This window comes from Acinetobacter sp. TWP2-2-3, from assembly GCF_049896445.1.
In the GTDB taxonomy this organism is placed as follows: domain Bacteria; phylum Pseudomonadota; class Gammaproteobacteria; order Pseudomonadales; family Moraxellaceae; genus Acinetobacter.
Window position 1 is genome coordinate 45,520 of record NZ_JAFCUI010000002.1, and the last position, 18,562, is coordinate 64,081.

Genomic DNA, 18,562 nt, shown 5'->3' on the forward strand with positions numbered 1-18,562 from the left:
GAAGATGAATGCTCTGCTATTAAAAAGCCCCAAATTGCATGGGGCTTTTTATATTTTAATTTTGTGGAATTAACTTAACTTTTCTTCGCAGGTACTTTTTTCTGCTCAGCCAGCATTTTATCTACTGCTGCCAAAGATTCCTTAGCCTGCGGAACATTTTGCTGCGCCAATGCAGCAAAGATTTTCTTCGCTTCTGGCAGGTTTTGCGGAACAATACTGCCATTGGCAAACATATTACCTACTGCCATCAGCGCTGGAATATAACCTTTTTTTGCCAGTTCCTGAATGCTGCTTAGGCCTTGCTGAATCGGTTTTTCATCTTTGTTTTTGAAACCGCTGCTGATGTCATATAAGGCTTTGGCATGAATGGCCTGCATATTGCCTTTGCTGATCAGCGGTTGCAGCTTTTGTAGTCCGACTTTATTTGACGCTGCCGTATTTTCAGAAAATAGCAGTATGGCCAGATCAATGCTGGCATCATCAAATTTGGCTGCTGAAGCGCGTTCCAGATGCTGTTTGGCTTTGGCCAAATCCTGTTTGAGGCCGAGTGTGCCGGCTGCATAGTTTTTACCCAGTACATAATTGGCCACCGGATAGCCTTTGCTGGCTGCCTGCTCGTAAAGCTGAATGGCTTTTTTCTCGTCCTTGGTTGTACCTTGGCCGGTTTGGGTCAAATAGCCTAAGTTATATAAAGCTTGGGCATTTCCCTGACTGGCCAATTGATTCAAAGCGTCATAGGCACCTTTAAAATTATTGGCTTTGACCATGGCCTCAACTTTTTGGAATTGGGGATCGACTTGATCTTTTACGGTATTTGCCAGAGCGAATTGCGCAGAAAGGGCAAGAACTGTAGCGAGTACTAATTTTTTCATGGTTCCTATAACCTTATTATTGCTGGCACCTTATTCCTTGGTGCGATTTTAATCATTTTCACTTACATCATAAAAGGATTTTGTGCTTTGTAAATATACAATTTGTCACTAAATACAAATCATCGAAGCACAATATACCGATTAAATCGATGCATGATTTGCACAGGTTTCTGATCAATCCTGCAGATATCAAAAGGATTACTTTGCTTCAGCCGACTTCTCTGATTAAATCTCGGTTTGAATCAGACTCCCAGGATTTAACCATGTTTGTCAAAACCATTAAACGTCACTATGACAGAGTCAATGCTGATGAATCGATTGCCGATGAAGACAAGATTGATGCGCTGCTGATGAAACTTGGTGCAGAGTTTTTGATGAGTCAGGAAGACCAAGTATATGTCTTTCAAAAAGGTGAACTCACGGCAAAGTTTGATGCCAAACATGCGCGGGCCTATCATTTTAAAGATTATGTGGTAAAAGACATGAACAAGCTGTTTCATGGCTTCTAAAATAAAAAAGCCAAGAATTTTATCTTGGCTTTTTTATGAGTTATGCAGTGATTATTGCGGACGCGCTACATCACCGCTCAAAGCTTCCGGAAGTTCCAGTACTTCTAGGCCCAATTCGGTCAATGCTTCAGGTTTTGCAACGACTAGCGCTTTATAACCGTCGTCAATCGCGATGCTATTGACAATTTCAACATCATTATTCAGTTTGGTCGCAACATCAGGCACGGTACCTGTGCCTTGAACCAGATGTAACCAGTGTTTTGGCTTGGCTTTAAACCACAGGCGTGCAATGACTTCCTGACCCAAGTAGCAACCCTTGTCATATTGAATGCCTTCGCGTTGATGCAAACGTAATTCTTGTGGTTGAAACAGGGTCGCGGTGGCAGCCTGAATCCAGGCCTGACCTGATTCAATGGCTTGCTGCTCCCAAAGGGTGGCATCGGTTTCAGTCGTAACGAAGTCAGTATGAATGCCATTAATGACTGGATAAACCGGACCGACCAGTTCCAGTTTCATTTTTGAAAAGGCGCCAAATTTTTTAATATGATTGGCCAGTTCCGTAGCCTGATCTGCAATGCTCACGATTTCAAAGCTTTCCGGACTGATTTTTTTAAGCCATAAGCCAAATTGGATGCGTCCTTTCAGACTACAGATTGCAGTATAGCGTGTCTGGTTTTCCGCCAAAGTTTCAGTATTCAAAGTCACCTGACCTTGAAGGAATTTTTGTGCATCTACACCATTCAGACTAAACAATGTAAAAGCAGGAGACGCTACCATAATAAGCCCCGGTTTGAATACTATAAATCAATGCAGTTATTGTGCAGCAAGCATCAAATAGAGGCAAACAAAAAAGCCAACAATCGAAATCATTGGCTTTTAGCGAGCAGATCTTTAGTGGTGATGGCTAGCCGGTAATGGCGAATCACAAGGGAATTTGCCTCCACAGACCCGTACGGTTTCCATCATGCCCTGATCTTCATGGTCGAGGATATGGCAGTGCTGTACGAAGTCACCTTCAAATTTCTTGTAATGGCTGCGCACAATATAGGTATAGTTTTGTTTTACAAAAAGCGTGTCCTTAAACTGTCCTTTCATGCCACGGTATTGCACATCATCCAGAACTGGATTCACCGGATCTTCTGGGGCTACTGCCTCACTGACATCCTTACCTTGAGGATTCAAAATTTTAACAATCTGGAACGGGTTAACATGAATATGGAACGGATGACCACCAAAACCAGCGCTGGTCAGTTCCCATTCATCAGTCTGTCCAACTTGTAACTGACGGACATATTCGCCATCCACTGAACCATCTCCATCAAAGAAATCTCCAAAACTCAGTGTATCTCCATCTTTTTTATGTCGGAAGCCAAATTTGAATACGCCAGTTCTAGGGTCGGGGCCGAGCGAAAAAGCACTATATTGTTTTGGTCGGGCAGCAACTACTTTATCAATTTCGGGTGTCATCAATGATGGATGATCACTAAACGCAGAAAGATTAAGCTGAGATAACTGGGTCTGGATGTCTTTGCTTAAACCAATTTTTGTGCCCGATCTTTCAGGAACTGGGCAGCAGTCTGAGCCTTGGTCTTGGCTGCTTTTACATTGACCCATCCCAGCAGTTGGGCATTGAGGCGATGATTTGGAGCAATTTGAGGACCTACATTCGGTAATGGCGCGTTAATTTCATCATCGATATTCAATTTGGTGTCAAAAATGCAGTATCTATTGGTGGTCGGAAAGGCAACCATTGCATCATGACGATAACCAGGATGGAACACGGACAGGGTTCTGGTCTGTATATGATTCATGGTTAAGCTATCTTGCGCGATGGTATGCACATTCAGGCTATTCAGCTTCTCAAATTCAGCTTTCTTGTCTGCCTCCTGATAGGCTGAACAGGCTTTAATGGTTTGCTCTGCGCTAAACTTACTGGAGTCAGGAATTTCCTTTATGATTAAACCAATGGTATCGCGTACACCGCCATGAATCATGCGCCAGCGGTTAAATACATTCTGTTCAACCTTCATCTCTCCCACAATTTTACCGTTGATAGACGTGTAGTAATTCTGGTTGGTCCAGAAGCCACTAATAGACAGGTCATTATAATTTTCCAGCATGCCTATACCTACACCTTCACAGTTATTGGGAACAGCGAATGTGATATTAGGATCGGGATTACTACAGCGATATTGGATTTGCTGGAACAACAGGATGTTTTCGTTCGGGTAACTGTTTTTTTCTTTCCATAGAATATCCATATCTCCAGTTGAGGTGACTTTGCCATTTTTGACTTTTGGTGTTCTTGAGCCTTCAACAATCAATGGACCTGCCATGCCATTCGACACCTGAAGAGCAGTTGAACCGTGCAGATGGGCATGATACCAGTAAGTCCCTGCGGGATGATTCGGTTCCATTTTGAACTGATAATCAAATTTTTCCTGAGGTTTGAATTTCAAAAAGACATTATCGCTATTGCCTTGAGGACTGACCCAGAAGCCATGGGTATGCAGGTTGGTGGTATTAAAGCAGTGTGGTTCATTTACATTCTCAACATGAGTTGGGCAGGTTGTTTCTGACTCGGGTGGCAGCTGGTTATTCAGGTTAAGCGCCATGGTTTCACCCTGTTTGACCCGAATCTGTGGTCCGACCATCTGATCCTCGACATATTCACCGGTTTTTTTCTTATCAAATAAACTGGGTTTGGTTAAATAGCCTCTCAGCAGTACCTGATCCCATAATCCGTTTCTGGGGTTATAGAGTTTGCTGGTTTTATAGGCCACGATCAGCTCATATTTGCCCTTGGCACTTTTTGGTAATAGGGGTGGATTGCTAATCAAGCTGTCTGATGTGGTCGGAACGGGATGTAAGGGTTTGGGTGGAGGTGTTGGGTGTGAGGGATGAGAAGGTTGGGAGGGGTTAGATGGATTTGACGGCGGCGATGGATTTTTTGTTCCATCCCAACCGCGAGCTAAGAGCGTCAAAATGGCGGCTATAGCTCCGAATATTGCGATTTTCAACATTTCAGTTCTGCCTGTTATGGTTATTGTTTTAATGTGAGGATTGCGAAGAATGTGACATTCGTCACACTGAGATTCTGATAGTTTTGGAAAATCTGCTATCCCAAATTAGGGGATTGAAATTTTGCTAAATGCGGCGGCAGGACAGGCCTATGAAAACCAGTGAGACTATATTTTTTTATCTTTAAAAAAATGCACATAAAATTAATTATTTATTAATGATATTAGTGGTTTATAGTAATATTCAAATAAAAAGATAGAGAAATATTTTGCAACATAAGACTAAAGAATAAGGCGAATTATTCAGATTTTTTTTAGCAAAAGACCGCTTTAAAGCAAAAATTCTAAAGTCTATGTAACAAATTTTTGCGAAAATACCGATTTTTATAATTAAGTAATTGAAAAATATAAAATTTGGGAAATGCTATTTGTGCAGCGTACAATGCTGCTATTACAAAAGTAACTCATCAATATCTATTGATGAATAAAAATAGAGATAAACGAGGGCAGGCAAGCTTATGAACAACAACTACCGTAAACCGCTGCAATCCACCCAGCTGGAATATTATGACGTGCGACAGGCCGTAGAAAATATTCAGCCAGGCGCATATGCCAAACTTCCTTATACTTCCAAAGTCCTGGCAGAGCAGTTGGTGCGTCGTTGTGATCCTGCCATTCTGGAACAGTCTTTACGCCAGCTGATTGAGCGTAAACAGGAACATGATTTTCCCTGGTATCCGGCACGTGTGGTGTGTCATGATATCTTGGGGCAAACGGCACTGGTTGACCTTGCCGGTTTACGTGATGCGATTGCCGATCAGGGCGGTGACCCGTCTAAAGTCAATCCGGTCGTTCCAACCCAGCTGATTGTCGATCATTCACTGGCGGTTGAGTTTGGTGGTTTTGATCCGGATGCTTTTGAGAAAAACCGTGCCATTGAAGACCGTCGTAATGAAGATCGTTTCCATTTTATTGAATGGACCAAAACTGCCTTTGAGAATGTTGATGTAATTCCTGCGGGCAACGGCATCATGCACCAGATCAACTTGGAGAAAATGTCTCCGGTGATTCAGAACCGTGATGGTCTGGCATTCCCGGACACCTGTGTCGGTACAGATTCGCACACGCCTCATACAGATGCATTGGGCGTGATCTCGATTGGTGTTGGCGGCTTGGAAGCGGAAAATGTGATGTTGGGCCGTGCATCGTGGATGCGTCTGCCGGATATTATTGGTGTGGAATTGGTGGGTCAGCGCAAGCCAGGCATTACCGCAACGGACATCGTCTTGGCATTAACCGAATTCCTGCGTAAAGAACGTGTGGTTGGCGCATATTTAGAATTCTTTGGTGAAGGTGCTGACAGCATGTCGGTGGGTGATCGTGCCACGATTTCCAACATGACCCCGGAATATGGCGCAACGGCTGCGATGTTCTATATCGACCAGAACACCATTGATTATCTGACTTTGACCGGCCGTGAACCTGAGCAAGTCAAACTGGTCGAAACTTATGCTAAAGAGATCGGGCTTTGGGCATCAGACATGACCCAAGCGGAATATCCACGTGTGCTGCGTTTCGATTTATCGACTGTGACACGTAATATCGCTGGCCCATCAAATCCGCATGCACGTGTATCTACGGCTGACCTGAAAGAAAAAGGCATTGCCGGTAATTTAGAAGCAGCTCGTGCGCAAGAAGCGGAAGGCTTGATGCCAGATGGCGCGGTGATTATCGCGGCGATTACGTCTTGTACCAATACCTCCAACCCACGTAATACCGTTGCAGCAGGTTTATTGGCACGTAAGGCCAATGAATTGGGCTTGGTGCGTAAACCTTGGGTGAAATCTTCTTTTGCACCGGGTTCTAAAGCGGCGGCACTTTACCTTGAAGAAGCTGGCGTACTTAAAGATTTAGAAAAACTGGGCTTTGGTATCGTGGCCTATGCATGCACGACCTGTAACGGTATGTCGGGTGCACTCGATCCAAAGATTCAGCAGGAAATTATCGACCGTGACCTGTATGCAACAGCGGTGCTTTCGGGCAACCGTAACTTCGATGGGCGTATTCATCCTTATGCGAAACAGGCATTCTTGGCTTCACCGCCTTTAGTGGTAGCGTATGCGATTGCCGGTACGATTCGTTTTGATATCGAAAAAGATGCTTTAGGAAACGATAAAGACGGCAATCCGATTTATCTAAAAGATATCTGGCCATCGGATGAAGAAATTGATGCGCTGGTGAAAGTTGCTGTAAAACCAGAACAATTCAAAAAAATCTATATTCCGATGTTCGATTTGGGTGTGAATGAAAAAGCAACAAGTCCGTTGTATGACTGGCGTCCGCAAAGTACGTATATTCGCCGTCCGCCGTATTGGGAAGGGGCTTTGGCTGCACCGCGTACCTTGTCAAATATGCGTCCGCTGGCGATCTTGGGCGATAACATCACCACTGATCATTTATCACCATCGAATGCGATTGTGCTCGACAGTGCTTCAGGTGAATACCTGAAAAAAATGGGTGTGCCTGAGGAAGACTTTAACTCCTATGCAACGCATCGCGGTGATCACCTCACGACGCAACGTGCGACTTTTGCCAACCCGAAACTGTTTAATGAGATGGTGGTGCGTTCTGATGGTACCATCAAGCAGGGTTCGAAAGCACGTGTGGAGCCTGAAGGCGAAGTAATGCGGATGTGGGAAGCCATTGAAATCTACATGAACCGTAAACAGCCGTTGATTATTATTGCCGGTAAGGATTATGGTCAGGGTTCTAGCCGTGACTGGGCAGCAAAAGGTGTGCGTCTGGCAGGTGTAGAAGCGATTGTGGCAGAAGGTTTTGAGCGTATTCACCGTACTAATTTAGTCGGTATGGGTGTTTTACCGCTTGAGTTTAAGCCGGGTACAGATCGTAAGACTTTAGGTCTTGATGGTACTGAGCTGTATAGCGTGATTGGTAATATCGCGCCACGTTCGACGTTGACTTTAGTAATTGAGCGTTCGACCGATGATGGTAAGAACCAGATTGTTGAAGTGCCTGTGACTTGCCGTTTGGATACTGAAGAAGAAGTGCATGTGTATGAAGCGGGTGGGGTATTGCAGCGCTTTGCACAAGACTTCTTGGAAGGGAATGTGGCTTAATCTTTTTTTTAATCACCCCTAGCCCCTCTTTGAAAAAGAGGGGAACTCCCTACTTTTTTAAGGAGGGTTGGAGTGGATTAAAGTTGTTGATATTGTTTAAAAAAGACCCTACTGTGAAGTGGGGTTTTTATTTAGAGCATTAATGTCTTTATCAAGAAAATACAAACAGGTACTTTTCTTTTTATACTTAAGCAATTGAGCTTCCTCAATGATTAAAGACGTCTATAACTTTAAGGGAATATAAAATTTCATATGGCTATGGTGATAATTTTGTATTAACGCACTGCGCTATACTTGGCCTTATGCATCACTTATCTCAATGTTATTAAACTACTTAACTTGAAAAAAATAATAAATTATCACTTAATTAATGGGTTACTAAATAATAATTAGAAATACTACTTTGCCCAAACGACACTATCATTTACAAAAATGGACAATAGACATTCATCACCAGAGGGTTATACTAGTCAGACCATTTCTAAAACCATGGAGAACAAAGATGGTTACTGCTGGCGAAAAACCCGGAACAGGCTTCTATTTTTGTGTTCAATGCGGACACCGCACCTACTTAGAAATTGGTACTGATCGTTTACCACCGTGTACCAAATGCCAAGGCAATCAATTTAACAATAAGAATGCCTAAGCAAAACAACTCAAACAGTTACCCTCTGTTTTGAATGAAAGCCCTATTACTCGATAGGGCTTTTTGCTATTTAAACATCCCTATTTATAGTTTAAGATTGATTGAAAAATAATCAATAAAACCCCATCTAAAACCCTAGATTCAAAGTATTTAGGGCAGCTCAATTGCAACATTATCTTGATCTTAATCACGACTCAGGTGTTGCCAATTACGAGATTGGTAACGAGTTTATTCGCGTTCAATTCAAGAAAACCTCGAAAGTTTACACTTATAGCTATAGCAGTGCCGGTTATCAGCATGTCGAAAACATGAAACAGCTCGCTCAATATGGCGATGGACTAAATGCCTATATCAATCATCATACCCGACAGCTCTTTGTACGATAAAACTGGTCTGCTTCTTGCTTCAGTGAAAGTCCTAGAAGGCAAATATTTTCTAAAGAGTAAATACCTGCCTAGAAATAGTGCAAGTGCATATATTAAAAAGAGGGTTATCAACTATGGATATTCAACAGCACGCACCAGAGTCAGGAAAATTAGATAAAAAAGCCCATTTCTATTCCGCATGGCCGCTCATCTTGATTCTTTTCGGGGGCGCGATTGGCTCGTTTTACGCTGTGATCGCCTATCTACTTAACCTGAAAATTTATAGTTCTGAGCTGACCAGACTCAACAAGGTCTTGGCCAATCTTCTGTGCGGGATGTCCGCGATCAGTGCCTGGTGGTTTAGTGCGCAATGGATTCAGGGAACATTCTTTCAATAAAACAGTAATTATGTCCTGAATATAAATTGCAATAAACTCTAATTTTATCGAATAAAAAAGCGTAAAAAATCAGAAATGGAATTTATTTCTCTATATTGATATAAATGATGAAATAAATTTTCAGATTTAGTCGAAATTAAAAAAACATAGGAAATTAATCCCGTCCATCTTTGCCTAATATAGCTTTCAAGGGTGTGATGGGATCGGAAAGAGTAGCATGCTGTGAGCGGCGCAAAACGCGAGTGCAGTACGAACCCAAAAGGTCTCGATTCGGCTTAGGACGCTATAGACCAAAAGTTTATAGGCTATAAGATCAGGTCTTACAAAGAATGATAGTTGAAGTAAACCATTGCGAGTTTTCCCAACACCCTAAAAAATTCTCCAGTAATACACGCAGAATAAAAAATTAAAATAAATATAAATCATAAATTTAAGAAAAATATTTATCCAAGCAAGATACAAATCAATCCTTCATTTCTCAACATGATCTGTTATTTTAAAAACATCAGCCGCCCCTTAGGGGAATCCTCATGAATCTCGATGTCTGGTGCCGTTTTTTACTGTTTTGCACACTCATCAATTATGTCATTCTCATGATCTGGTTCATGGTCTTTGTCTTTGCCCGAAACTGGATGAAACAGGTACATGGAAAATGGTTTCAGCTCTCAGAGACCAGTTTTTATGTGATTCATTATTCAGGTATGGCGCTCTATAAAATCGGGATTTTACTGTTTAACCTGACGCCGTTAATGGCAATTTATCTGATGAATCAAGGCTAAGTGCTAGGTTGATTAAATCTTAGAGTGATAAAAATAAGATTGAATTAGTATCATTTTATCGCTACTTGATAGCGTGACAGGATCAATAAGAACGAAAAAAGATTTCAAAGGAGTTGAAGGATGAATCAATTCAAACCGGCCCTTATTTTAGGTGCCTTGATCGGCTTAGGGATGATTATTGCCGGATGGATTCTGGGTAATAGCGCGCTGAAAATTAAACAATATGAACGTATAGTTTCGGTCAAAGGCTTGTCGGAACGTGAAGTCAAAGCCGATGTGGCGGTATGGCCAATCCGCTTTAATGCCGGCAGTCAGGATCTGGCTGAATTGTACGATACCATGCAAACCAATACCCAGGAAATTCAGACCTTCTTAAAAAATGAAGGATTTAGCGTGGAAGAAATTACCAGTGCTTCACCGAGTATTACTGATAAATATGCCCAGCAATATGGCGGGGATGCCAATGTCGCACTGCGTTATACCGCCAGCCAGACCATTACGGTCTATACCCATAAAATAGATGCAGTGCGTTCGGCACAAAGTCGTCTGGTGGCTTTGGGTAGAAAAGGCATTGCCTTTGCCGGAGATGATTCCGGACAAAGAACGGAATACTTATTTACCAAGCTGAATGACATCAAGCCTGCGATGATTGAACAGGCCACCGAAAATGCCCGAAGTGTAGCGGAAAAATTTGCTGCAGATTCAAAAAGCAGTCTGGGCAAAATCAAGTCCGCCAATCAGGGGCTGTTTAGTATTGAAGATCGCGACAGCAATACGCCGTATTTGAAAAAAGTACGCGTGGTCTCGACGGTCGATTATTATCTGGCAGATTAAGCTGAGCTGGTCAAGCACGGTAATTGACAGCCTAGAAGCCGCTTGTTATTTTGCGCGCATTATTCCAGATGCTGTACCCTTAAAATGCCCATCAACCATGACTTTGTCTATTGTCCACCGCAAGAACCACTGCATATCGTTTATGAAGATGATGATCTGGTGGTAATTGAAAAGCCGGCCGGATTATTGTCGGTTCCGGGGCGTTTACCTGAACATCATGACAGTGCCTATTTGCGGGTTCTGAACCAGTATCCGCAGGCCAAAATTACCCATCGTCTGGATATGGCCACCTCCGGTATTTTGATGTTTGCCAAACACCGCGATGCAGAAGTGGCGGTGAGTAAAATGTTTCAGGCACGCACGGTACATAAAAATTATGTTGCACTGGTACAAGGCAAACTTGAAGGTGAGGGCAGCGTTGATGTGCCTTTGATTGCCGACTGGGAAAACCGTCCGCGTCAGATGGTGCATTTTGAACTGGGCAAGGCCGCCAAAACCCTGTATCAGGCCTTAGAATATCTACCCCAGCAAGACATTAGCCGGGTACTACTGACACCAATTACTGGCCGTTCCCATCAGCTACGCGTGCATATGCTGCATATCGGTCATCCTATTACTGGAGACAAAATTTATCATCCTGAACCCCAGCGCAGTCCTTTAAATCGTATGGCCTTGCATGCCAGTTATTTGGCTTTTACCCAGCCTTTGAGTGGTGTCCCGGTCGAAATTAAGGCAGCCATACCGTTCTAATTTGATTCTGCTTAATAGTTAGATTCAACCGGACACATGCTTTTTAAGCTCATAAATATAATGAGGTTCAAGCCCTTAAACTGGGCAACCCGAATAAAAAGTGTGAGAATTTATTTCGATAGTAGCTTGGAGATGAGTAGCTTTACAAGCATGTTCAAATGAAATTTTCTACTGATCCATTGCCTGATCGGTTGTCACTACCGCACATAAATTTTTAATGTTCGGTTTATCTCTTGATGATGAGCCTAGAGAATTTTTATTCTTTTATCTCCCACTATAGGCCTGATGCCTTTATTTTTATGATTTTTTAACCTTCCTTTCATTATTTTTAAACTTTCAAATTATATCCTTTGATATAAAAAATATCGTAAGTTGTTTCAGAATGGATTTGTCTTGAGCTGGAAAGTAGTCAGTCATACATGACTTGCACATAAAAATTTTGTAGAAAAATAAAATGAATGAATGACTTAGTATTGATCAACGGCTTTGATTATCTGGCCGAAGTGATGCAAAATTAATCATGACTTTATAATAAATTTTTAATTTGATGGTTTAGGGCGCTGCCCGGGGTTAAAGGAAAGAACGATGCTCAGTATGGCTCTCTTCGTTCTCGCGAGTATTTTAATATGTGCATTGCTATGGAGCTTAAAGGTACAGGCTTCATTACGCAGCAATATCCAGTTTTTACAGGAAAACCTGGATCATTCCCGCAGCAAATTGGCAGATTATGAAACTCAAGTCGATGAATTGAATTATGAAATCACCCAATTGCGGCTACAGAATGGCAGTTTAAACATTGCGCTGAATAAATATAAAAAATATCAGGATATCTGGGATATCGAGCAATATATTATTAACCGGACTTTGCAGGCCGAAAACTTTGTTGAAGCGACCAAGCTGGATGCTTCGATCATGATCGATGATCTCAAAGCCTATATCGCAAGAGTAAAAGATTATCTTGCCCAGTTTCAGGCGCAGGCCGTGGCCGAGGTTGAGCAGGAGGCCCGACAAAGTTTGCACGGTTATTATGAACAGGCCAAACAACAGCATCGCTTGCAAGAGGTATTGAGTGCTTTAGAGCATAAAATACAGGCCCAGCGCTTCGGCTTGCAGCTTCCCGCAACACAGGTTTTAGAGCAGCTGATTGAGGGTTATAGCGAAACGGATGCGGTTCGGCATTTACGCAATGTCCGTGACAGAATTCAGCAGGCTGTAGAAAAACAGCAGGTGGCGAGCTGTAATTATGTCGACGACAATCGCCGTCGAAGTACTATTGAAATCCTTAGTCTGGCTTTCAACTGTAAGGCAGATTTATATCTCTCTCAATTAAGCACAGAAAATCTAGGCGAGATGCTGCAAGCCTTAAAGGATGATTATGTCTTGCTGAATTATACCGGGCAGGCACTGAGTCAGGCGATGATTCGGGAATCCTATCTTGATCTGCGTCTAGAGGAACTCAAGTTTGCTGCGCTGCTTTTGCAACTGAAACAAGACCATCTGCATCCACACATCGCGTAGATCATGACATTCATAGGTCTAGAAGATTTTTACCAGAGTATTCTGAATGCTATAAGTTGGTTTAAATCCTGATATTTTTCAGGATTTTTGGCCTTGAGGAATCTTGAATATATTGATCCCCTTACTTATTTTTATATTTATAAAAATCATATGTTTATTTATGGTTAAAAGATAATATTTTTTGTCTGTATCTCGATAATTGTACAAAAATCAGCTAATCTTAAATGCAGAATAAAACAGCATCATAATAAGGATACTTCTATGTCACGTGATTACAATCAATTCCCTGACGATGAAAATGGCAATGTACTGTGGCAAATGCATCAGGATGGCGACGACTTGCAAGAAGCGCACGAAATTGAATTTTCGATTGCCTTTGCGGATGAAGCGCAGGCAGATCGCTGTGCCTTGCATCTATTAAAAGAAGAGCAAAAAATTAGCCTGTTTCAGGACGAAGAAAGCGATACCCTGGAATGGATTATCACGATTTATGTATATATGGAGCCTGCCTACGAAGATATCGTGGATCTGGAACAATGGTTCAGCAAAATCGCTGCACAATTTCAGGGCGAATATGATGGCTGGGGCTGCATGGCCTATGTCTATGATGATGAGCTGGATGACGAAGAGAGCAGCCTGCTTAGTAGCTGATCATGCTTGTATTTAAATGATTTAAAGTAAGAGACCCGGTGCTGCCGGGTTTTTTTATTGCTCTATTTAATTGCTATACGAAGATTTGAGCTTGAGTATAGATACATACTCATTATATATAGCCAGCTCAAAACTGGATAAAATAACTCAAATGAGTACTTAACTCAGGCTGATGATTTAGTCACAATAAATGTAGGGAATATCCCGCAATAAAAAATAATAAGAACAAAGGACAAGAAAAAATGAGTTACACCTTAAAAATGCATCGTGTGTTCAGTGCACCACCGGAGCGGGTGTATCGTGCCTTTGTGCATCCGGATGCACTGGCCAAATGGCTGGCACCACATGGCTTTATTGCCAAAGTAGAACATGCGGAAGTCAAACCCGGCGGCAGCTATAAAACCACCTTTACCAATTTTTCTACCGGGACCCAGCATCATTTTCATGGCATTTATCATGAGGTCATTCCCAATCAGCTGCTGCGCTATACCGATCAGTTCTCTACCCCGGAATTGCAGGGTGAAATAGAGGTGACGATCATCTTTGAAAAAGTGTCAATCGGTACCGGTTTGCATATTATTCAGGTGGGTTATCCGGATGTGGTGCCGCCAGCGGTGTGTCATTTGAGCTGGCAGGAATCACTGCAACTCCTATCTTTGCTGGTTAATCCCCAGATTGCAGACAATTAATTCCTTCGATCTCCTGTGTAGGTTTCATCCCAATGTCCTATCCATGAGTGCTCCAGACAAAGATGCTATACTGTGCGCTTATTTGTTTCATTTATTTTATTTTTCTCTTTTTTTCGAGGTTCTTATGGATCTGCCAAACTGTCCAAAATGTCAATCTGAATATACTTATGCAGATGGCGATCTACTGATCTGTCCTGAATGCGAACACGAGTGGAAAGAAGGTGAAGTCACTGAAGAACAAGTGATCATTAAGGATGCCAACGGCAATGTGCTGGCGGACGGTGATAGCGTAACGGTGATTAAAGACCTGAAAATCAAAGGTTCATCTTCAGTGGTGAAAGTGGGCACCAAGGTAAAAAATATCCGTTTGCTGCCTGATGCTGCCGATGGGCATGATATTGATTGTAAAATCGAGGGAATCGGCCCGATGAAACTGAAATCAGAATATGTAAAGAAAGCTTAAATTTAGCCCTAGACTAAAATTCTGACGAGAGAATAATACGGTTGATGTATCGTATTATTCTCATTATTACTGAAATTCTGGGCTGATTATTTTCCTGCCGCTCTGATCCTCACATTTCGATTTGAGATCCCTTTAATGCCGCACCTGCATCTGGAATATTCTGACAATCTGCAACATATCGAGATCAAACCTTTATTGGTCGCGATCCATCAGGCACTTTTTAACACCGGCCATGTCACTGATCCCAATGATTTAAAAAGTCGTGCGATTATGCAGCGGGATTATGTGATTGGACTGAATGCTGTTACAGATCAGGCCTATGTGCATGCCAAAGTTTCACTGTTGAGTGGGCGCAGTGTCGAAGTTCGTCAGGCGATTTCCGAATTGGTGCTCGACGTCATGCAGCAATATATTGCGCCACAACCTGAATTAAAAATACAGCTTTGTGTCGAAATCATTGAAATGCCAAAGCAGACTTATCGTAAAGCTGTTATCTGAATGATGGCTTTTATTTGCTGAGATGACATGGATCAAATGCCTTGAAACTTTATTAATGCCATACGAAATTTATAAACAGATCGACTTGGTCTGTAACAGCTCGCTATTTTATTCAGATCTAAAATTATTTCTATTTTTAAATGACGCTTTATGTCATTTACAGGCATGCGATAAAAGTTCTAAAGTAACTTTTAATCGCTGCTGATTTTTGAATCATCCAATCTAGAAACAGCATATTCATCCTGATTAAAATAAAAATAATTTAAAAAATAATCTTCAGGTGAGCTGTATCCAATCCGGCAGTGGGAAGAGCAAAGCGAGAATAACGCTTTAGCATAGGCATAATAATAAGAACAAAAAGATCAGAAATCCGGTGAGTTGATTGAATCCCAGATTTCAGGTCTGACTTGTCCGGTTGAAGGAAATTTTATGCAGGTTTTTGGGGATGAAAAATTGGCTCAGGAAGTCATGGCATTTCTTCAGGAGTGGGATAATGCCGTAGCCAGACTTGAAATTCAGGATATTGTTCAATTATGCCGACCCGATATCCGTCTGGTCGATGTCAGTATGGAAGTGAAAGGTGTAGAAGCCTATCAGGCACTCTGGCAGCAATATCGGGCATTTATACCGGAAGGCATACGCATCGAACGCCAAGACCTTAATATTCATGTCACTTCTGATCTGGCTGTAGTCGATGGTTATGTCCGGGTGAATTATGCGGTGATTGAACCGATTTTCCAGTTGGGCTGGTGTCGGGTCAGCATGTGCCTGAGCAAGCAGCAGGGCAAGTGGCAATTGTTACATCAACATACTTCAGTCCCTGTGCAACTCGAAACCCGGAAAATGCGCCGGATCAAAAGCGTGAGTTAATCTATTTACCTGAAAAGATTTAAGTGAAATATCTTTGCAAATGATTACAGGAATACCTTTGTAACAAAAATATAGAAAGTCCTAAATTATGTTGAAGGAATAATATTTTAGGACTTTTCAGGTGGATAACAACAAGAACAGTCAAGTAAAACCAAGACAGGCCAACCTGCAACAACAGACTGAAGTATTGATGCCAGATCAGTCCGAGCGGCAGCGCACCCAACATGCGCTCAGAATGATGGCAGGCTTTGTAATTGCTGCTGTAGTCATGACGGCGTTGTATTTCGGCCGGGATATTTTTATTCCGCTGGCTTTGGCCATTCTGCTGGCATTTTTACTTTCTCCTCTGGTTTCCCGTTTAAAGCGCTGGGGCTGTCCCCAATGGGCGGCGATTGGCCTGGTCATGTGCCTGACCTTGTCCTTTCTGGGCGGCACAGCGACTTATCTGGGGGTGCAACTCGGTAAGCTAAGTCAGGAACTGCCGCAATATCAAGACACCATCCAGCAAAAACTGAAAATGCTCGAAAACTATCGTCAGGGACCGAGTATGTGGGATGGGGCGATCCAGACCTTTGACACAGTCGAAGATTCGATAGACACACCCGAACAGGAAACAGAAGACCCGAATGTGCAGAATGTCAAAGTGGTCGGTTTGGAACCAACGAGTGAAGAGGCTGCGCTGGACTGGCTGAATAAAATCCTGAATCCACTGGCGATTATAGGGATTGTGTTTCTGTTTATGGTATTAATTTTATTCAATGGCAAAGACCTGCATGACCGCTTTCTGAAACTCTTGGGCGGTAATCTGAATATCGGCACCGATGCGCTGGATGATGCCGGCAAAAGTATCGGGACCTATTTGCGCATGCAGCTGCTGGTCAATGTCACTTATGGCATTCCCATGGCGATTGGGCTGTTATTGATTGGCGTGCCGGCAGCGATTATGTGGGGGCTGGTTGCGGTGGTTATGCGTTTTGTACCCTATGTTGGCCCGATCGTTTCAGCTATTTTCCCGATTACGCTGGCTTTCGCCGTTGATCCGGGCTGGGACATGGTGCTCTGGACTGTGGGCTTGATTCTGGTGCTGGAACTGATCAGCAATAACGTGATTGAACCGTGGCTCTATGGGGAAAGTACCGGCCTGTCTACCTTGGCAATTATTCTGGCTGCTACGTTCTGGACCACCCTCTGGGGACCGGTAGGGCTGATCTTGTCGACGCCTTTGACTGCCTGCCTGCTGGTTTTGTCCAATTATGTACCGGCACTGGGTTTTGTCAAAACCTTGCTTGGCAGTACGCCAGTATTGTCACCCTCCGAACGCTTTTACCAGCGACTGGTGGCTGATGAAGTCAATGATGCAATGCAGGTAGCCAATGATTACATCTGTGCGCAATTACCGAAAAAGCCCAGTGCAGAGGAAGTGGCCCGTCGTGTACAGATGTTCTATGGCGAAGTAGCCATTCCAGCCATTCGGATTTATTCTCAAGGGCATGATACTGATGTTACTGCCGAACACCGGTTGCGTCTTTATCAGGGCTTGCAGTTCTTTAATCATGCGTTTCAAAAAGCCTATCCGAGTAAGATGAGTGCCGAGCAGCCCGAAGTCTATTGCGTTGGTGCACGTTGGGAAATTGACACCCAGATTTCTGCCATGTTGGCACACGCGCTGAATCTCAAAAATATTGCTGCCCGAAATGATCTGGATGTGCTGATTCAATCGAGTGAATCAGGAAAGGGTATTGTATTACCAGCTTCGATCAAGATTTTATGTGTGTCTATTTTTCATCATGCGCCTGCGGCACAGATTCGGTTGCTGAAATATAGACTGGCGCAGCAATATCCTGAGATGAAAATCATTTTTGCGACTTGGAGTGTGATGCAGCTGGAGCTTCTGGATGAACTGCAACAACGTTTTGAGCTGGAAGCACTGGTCAATAATGTCGATGATCTGATTCTGACTGTCGAAACTTATACCTTGAATGAAGGCGAAAGCTGGTTTGAGAATCTGGAGATCAAGAATGAAAAAGAACGGCAGCAGGCTTTAAATGAGTTGGGATTATTAGATCACCGTCATCAGATCCTTTATAAACAATATATTGAAGAAGCCCGTCAAGCCTTTGACGTTGATTACGCACAAATTTCCTGGCTGAATCAGCACGAAATGTATATTCCAATCAGTCCTTTTACTCAGGAGCCTGTTGCAACCCGACAAATGTGCAAGGATTCAGTCTGCACCCATTTGCTCTATCAGAATGAGCCTTTGGTGATAGAAGACTTGCAGCGTGACCCGCGCTTTCCACATCTGTCAGAATTAAGACAGCATCATATCCGTTTTTATGCTGGTGTGCCTTTAAAAGATAAAAATGGAATTGCGCTTGGGAGTCTATGTCTGCTGGATAAACAACCGAGACAGATGCAGGCCGAAGATATGATTCTGCTTAAGGCTTTGGCGCAGGATTTAATGGCGACCCTGAGCAATGAGCGCAAGAAAAAAGATAAACAGAAGCAGATTGAGCAGATGCAGCCTGCTACCTCGGCAAGCGTTTTAAATAAGGACTAAATG

17 protein-coding genes and 1 pseudogene are annotated in these 18,562 nt (G+C 42.8%); 15 read left to right on the forward strand and 3 right to left on the reverse strand.

The window, feature by feature from the left end; all coding sequences use genetic code 11:
• Positions 1–74 precede the first annotated feature (74 nt).
• Positions 75–872: a tetratricopeptide repeat protein gene (locus tag ACP7AK_RS03590; protein ID WP_425878649.1), complete on the reverse strand. Its 798-nt coding sequence runs from the start codon at positions 870–872 to the stop codon at positions 75–77.
• Positions 873–1,135: 263 nt separating this feature from the next.
• Between ACP7AK_RS03590 and ACP7AK_RS03595 the strand changes: the two genes are divergently transcribed.
• Positions 1,136–1,381: a hypothetical protein gene (locus ACP7AK_RS03595; RefSeq protein WP_253102263.1), complete on the forward strand. Its 246-nt coding sequence runs from the start codon at positions 1,136–1,138 to the stop codon at positions 1,379–1,381.
• Positions 1,382–1,432: 51 nt separating this feature from the next.
• Here the strand turns inward: ACP7AK_RS03595 and ACP7AK_RS03600 are convergent, their stop codons facing one another.
• Positions 1,433–2,158, reverse strand: coding sequence for a YgfZ/GcvT domain-containing protein (locus ACP7AK_RS03600; protein WP_425878651.1), 726 nt, complete (start codon positions 2,156–2,158; stop codon positions 1,433–1,435).
• A gap of 114 nt (positions 2,159–2,272) precedes the next feature.
• A pseudogene (locus ACP7AK_RS03605) lies at positions 2,273–4,404 on the reverse strand (multicopper oxidase family protein).
• Positions 4,405–4,919: 515 nt separating this feature from the next.
• Between ACP7AK_RS03605 and acnD the strand changes: the two are divergent.
• The 14 genes from acnD to ACP7AK_RS03675 all read left to right on the forward strand — a co-directional run bounded on the left by acnD (position 4,920) and on the right by ACP7AK_RS03675 (position 18,559).
• A complete protein-coding gene (gene acnD / locus ACP7AK_RS03610; protein ID WP_425878653.1) occupies positions 4,920–7,538 on the forward strand; it encodes a Fe/S-dependent 2-methylisocitrate dehydratase AcnD in 2,619 nt (872 codons plus the stop codon).
• Positions 7,539–8,040: 502 nt separating this feature from the next.
• A complete protein-coding gene (locus tag ACP7AK_RS03615) occupies positions 8,041–8,184 on the forward strand; it encodes a zinc ribbon-containing protein (RefSeq protein ID WP_004645925.1) in 144 nt (47 codons plus the stop codon).
• Positions 8,185–8,348: 164 nt separating this feature from the next.
• Positions 8,349–8,570: a hypothetical protein gene (locus ACP7AK_RS03620; protein ID WP_004732115.1), complete on the forward strand. Its 222-nt coding sequence runs from the start codon at positions 8,349–8,351 to the stop codon at positions 8,568–8,570.
• A gap of 113 nt (positions 8,571–8,683) precedes the next feature.
• Entirely contained in the window at positions 8,684–8,947 is a 264-nt protein-coding gene (locus ACP7AK_RS03625; protein ID WP_004281730.1) for a hypothetical protein, read from the forward strand.
• Between the two features lie 530 nt (positions 8,948–9,477).
• The gene (locus ACP7AK_RS03630; protein WP_425878656.1) at positions 9,478–9,726 is read left to right on the forward strand and encodes a DUF6868 family protein; all 249 of its coding nucleotides are present in this window, start codon (positions 9,478–9,480) and stop codon (positions 9,724–9,726) included.
• Positions 9,727–9,846: 120 nt separating this feature from the next.
• Positions 9,847–10,560, forward strand: coding sequence for an SIMPL domain-containing protein (locus ACP7AK_RS03635; protein ID WP_425878658.1), 714 nt, complete (start codon positions 9,847–9,849; stop codon positions 10,558–10,560).
• 84 nt (positions 10,561–10,644) lie between these two features.
• Complete coding sequence (locus ACP7AK_RS03640) at positions 10,645–11,310, forward strand: pseudouridine synthase (RefSeq protein WP_425878660.1); 666 nt, start codon at positions 10,645–10,647, stop codon at positions 11,308–11,310.
• Between the two features lie 585 nt (positions 11,311–11,895).
• Positions 11,896–12,828: a DUF4041 domain-containing protein gene (locus tag ACP7AK_RS03645; RefSeq protein WP_425878662.1), complete on the forward strand. Its 933-nt coding sequence runs from the start codon at positions 11,896–11,898 to the stop codon at positions 12,826–12,828.
• A 261-nt stretch (positions 12,829–13,089) separates the two neighbouring features.
• Positions 13,090–13,479 carry a ribonuclease E inhibitor RraB gene (locus ACP7AK_RS03650; RefSeq protein ID WP_425878664.1) on the forward strand — a complete coding sequence of 130 codons (390 nt, stop codon included), beginning with the start codon at positions 13,090–13,092 and terminating at the stop codon, positions 13,477–13,479.
• 242 nt (positions 13,480–13,721) lie between these two features.
• Positions 13,722–14,168: an SRPBCC domain-containing protein gene (locus ACP7AK_RS03655; RefSeq protein WP_004281736.1), complete on the forward strand. Its 447-nt coding sequence runs from the start codon at positions 13,722–13,724 to the stop codon at positions 14,166–14,168.
• A 124-nt stretch (positions 14,169–14,292) separates the two neighbouring features.
• On the forward strand, positions 14,293–14,631 hold the full coding sequence (locus ACP7AK_RS03660) for a zinc ribbon domain-containing protein YjdM (RefSeq protein ID WP_005263625.1): 339 nt from the start codon (positions 14,293–14,295) through the stop codon (positions 14,629–14,631).
• Between the two features lie 135 nt (positions 14,632–14,766).
• On the forward strand, positions 14,767–15,129 hold the full coding sequence (locus tag ACP7AK_RS03665; RefSeq protein ID WP_034436289.1) for a 5-carboxymethyl-2-hydroxymuconate Delta-isomerase: 363 nt from the start codon (positions 14,767–14,769) through the stop codon (positions 15,127–15,129).
• A 429-nt stretch (positions 15,130–15,558) separates the two neighbouring features.
• On the forward strand, positions 15,559–15,999 hold the full coding sequence (locus tag ACP7AK_RS03670; protein ID WP_425878667.1) for a YybH family protein: 441 nt from the start codon (positions 15,559–15,561) through the stop codon (positions 15,997–15,999).
• Between the two features lie 121 nt (positions 16,000–16,120).
• Positions 16,121–18,559 (forward strand): AI-2E family transporter, encoded by a 2,439-nt coding sequence (locus tag ACP7AK_RS03675; protein ID WP_425878669.1) that lies wholly within the window; start codon positions 16,121–16,123, stop codon positions 18,557–18,559.
• The last annotated feature ends 3 nt before the right edge of the window (positions 18,560–18,562 follow it).